Raw genomic sequence first — 2,742 nt, forward strand, 5'->3', positions numbered from 1 at the left:
GCCTGTCGCGCTCCTCCCCGGCGCCCGCCGCGGGGGCCCGGTGGGCGGCCCCCGGGGGTGGGGCGGCCCGGACGGCGGGCCGGTGGCCACATGTGACACTAGGGGGGTTCACCTGCCGGGCCCGGGTGCGCCCGCGGCCCCGCGAGCCGCCGCGCCCCGCCCGCCGGGGAGCGGCGCGCCCCGTTCTCCGGAAGGAAGTAGACCACTGTGGCTGCCGGTGCCGAGACCGACTGGGTCTCCCGATCCGCTGATGACGTCATCGCCGAAGCGGAGCGCCGCGCGCCCGGGAAAGCGATCGTCTGCGCGTCCGGACTGAGCCCCTCGGGCCCGATCCACCTCGGCAACCTGCGCGAGGTCATGACGCCGCACCTCGTGGCGGACGAGATCCGCCGCCGCGGTCACGCGGTCGAGCACATCATCTCCTGGGACGACTACGACCGGTTCCGCAAGGTGCCCGCCGGTATCCCCGGCGTGGACTCCTCCTGGGAGGAGCACATCGGGAAGCCGCTGACCTCCGTCCCGGCGCCCCCCGGTTCCGCGCACCCGAACTGGGCGGAGCACTTCAAGGCGGCGATGGTCGGCGCCCTCGCCGACCTGGGCGTCGAGTTCCGCGGCATCAGCCAGACCGAGCAGTACACCTCGGGGGCCTACCGGGAGCAGATCCTTCACGCCGTCCGGCAGCGCGCCGCGATCGACGCCGTGCTGGACCGGTACCGCACCAAGGACCGCCCCCAGGACACCGCTGCCGCGGGACAGCAGAAGCAGCAGCAGAAGAAGGGCAAGCAGGGCGCGCAGCAGCAGCCGGCCGACGAGGCCGAGCTCGCCGCCGCCGAGGGCTCCGGTGCCGCCGACGAGGACGACGGCAGCGCCGGCGACGCCGGCTACTTCCCGTACAAGCCGTACTGCGGCGTCTGCGAGCGCGACCTCACCACGGTCACCGCCTACGACGACGCGACGACCGACCTGACCTACCGCTGCGCCTGCGGCCACGGGGAGACCGTGCGGCTGAGCGAGTACGACCGCGGCAAGCTGGTCTGGAAGGTCGACTGGCCGATGCGCTGGAAGTACGAGGGCGTCGACTTCGAGCCCTCCGGCGTGGACCACTCCTCGCCCGGTTCGTCGTTCGTCGTCGGCGGGCAGATCGTGCGCGAGGTCTTCGACGGGGTGCAGCCGATCGGGCCCATGTACGCCTTCGTCGGCATCACCGGCATGGCGAAGATGTCCAGCTCCAAGGGCGGCGTCCCCACGCCGGAGGAGGCGCTGCGGATCATGGAGGCGCCGGTGCTGCGGTGGCTGTACGCCCGCCGCCGCCCCAACCAGTCCTTCAAGATCGCCTTCGACCAGGAGATCCAGCGGCTCTACGACGAGTGGGACGCGCTGGCCCGCAAGATCGACGAGGGTCAGGCGCAGCCCGCGGACCTCGCCGCCCACCGCCGCGCGGTCGGCACCGCCGCCGGTGAACTGCCCGCGACCGAGCGGCGCGTCCCCTACCGGACGCTCGCCTCGGTGGTGGACATCACCACGGGGGACGAGGAGCAGATGCTCCGCATCCTCGCCGACCTCGACCCCGAGGCGCCGGTCACCGACCTGGCGCAGGTCCGGCCGCGGCTGGACCGCGCCGCGCAGTGGGTCACCACCCAGGTCCCGGCCGAGCAGCGGACCCGGGTCCGCACCGAGCCGGACGCCGACCTCCTCGCCTCGCTCGACGAGGAGCAGCGGGCCTCCCTCGCCCTGCTGGTCGACGGGCTGGACACCCACTGGTCGCTGGAGGGACTGACCACCCTGGTGTACGGCGTGCCGAAGGTGCGTGCCGGGCTCGCACCCGATGCCAAGCCCACCCCGGAACTGAAGGTGGCGCAGCGGGCGTTCTTCGCCCTGCTGTACCGGCTGCTGATCAGCGTGGAGACCGGTCCGCGGCTGCCCACGCTGCTGCTGGCCGTCGGCGCCGACCGCGTGCGGCGGCTGCTCGGCGTCTGACCGGGCGTCCCGCGTTCCCCCGGGGCGCGCACGGCGCGGACGAGGGCGGTGACACCCCGGCAGGGTGTCACCGCCCTCGGTGCGTCGGCGGCGGGCCGGTGCGATCCGGCCCGCGCGATCCGGCCCGCGCGGACGCGGGGCCCGGATCGGCCCCGGCGCGCTCAGGCGACGCCGACCTCGGTGCGGTGACGCTCCCGGCACTCGCGGACGTAGGGGAGCAGGTACCGCTCGCTCAGCATGTTGCCGTCCGCGGTGCCCACCTGGTGGGCGTCGAAGAGGTGCCGGGCGAGGTGCCGCGCGTTCGGCGGAGTGCTGCCGTCGTAGCTGCCCAACAGCTCCCGGTAGGCCCGGTAGTAGAACTCCCCGGGCTCGACGCCGGCGGGCAGCCCCATCGGTGCGTCGCCGTCCGCCGGCTGCGCGGGCTCGTCCCCGCGGGTGGGCCGCTCCAGCGGTGCCCGCAGGTCCCTGCGACCGGCCGAGCCGGGCACGGTGTCGGCGGGCGGGTCGGTGAACGGCTCCACGCCGGGCGGGTCGTACGGGCCGGCGAGCGGGTGGGTGTACGGGGCGTCACCCGTCGCGAAGTCCGGCAGTGGCTCGACCGCCTCGTCGGGTCGGCCGTCGACCCGGTCGTGGCCGGGCCCGGCGTCGCCGGCCGGGCGCTCCGCGCGGGGGGCGAGGTGCGGCAGCGGGTCGGCGGGAAGCTCCTGGTACCCGGGCTCCCGAGCGGTGGCCGTGCCCGGCTCCGTGCCGGCGGCGGCCGCCGCC

The 2,742-nt window shown here is 75.3% G+C and carries 1 protein-coding gene and 1 pseudogene; one reads left to right on the forward strand and one right to left on the reverse strand.

Annotated elements, in window-relative coordinates; all coding sequences use genetic code 11:
• Nucleotides 1–207: 207 nt before the first annotated feature.
• Nucleotides 208–1,977 carry a lysine--tRNA ligase gene (gene lysS / locus HCN52_RS23630; protein WP_168090457.1) on the forward strand — a complete coding sequence of 590 codons (1,770 nt, stop codon included), beginning with the start codon at nt 208–210 and terminating at the stop codon, nt 1,975–1,977.
• Between the two features lie 161 nt (nt 1,978–2,138).
• Here lysS and HCN52_RS23635 read toward each other — a convergent pair.
• Nucleotides 2,139–2,742, reverse strand: a pseudogene (locus tag HCN52_RS23635) (hypothetical protein); the annotation flags it as partial.

The sequence above is a fragment of the Streptomyces bohaiensis genome (assembly GCF_012033785.1).
GTDB classification, from domain to species: domain Bacteria; phylum Actinomycetota; class Actinomycetes; order Streptomycetales; family Streptomycetaceae; genus Streptomyces; species Streptomyces bohaiensis.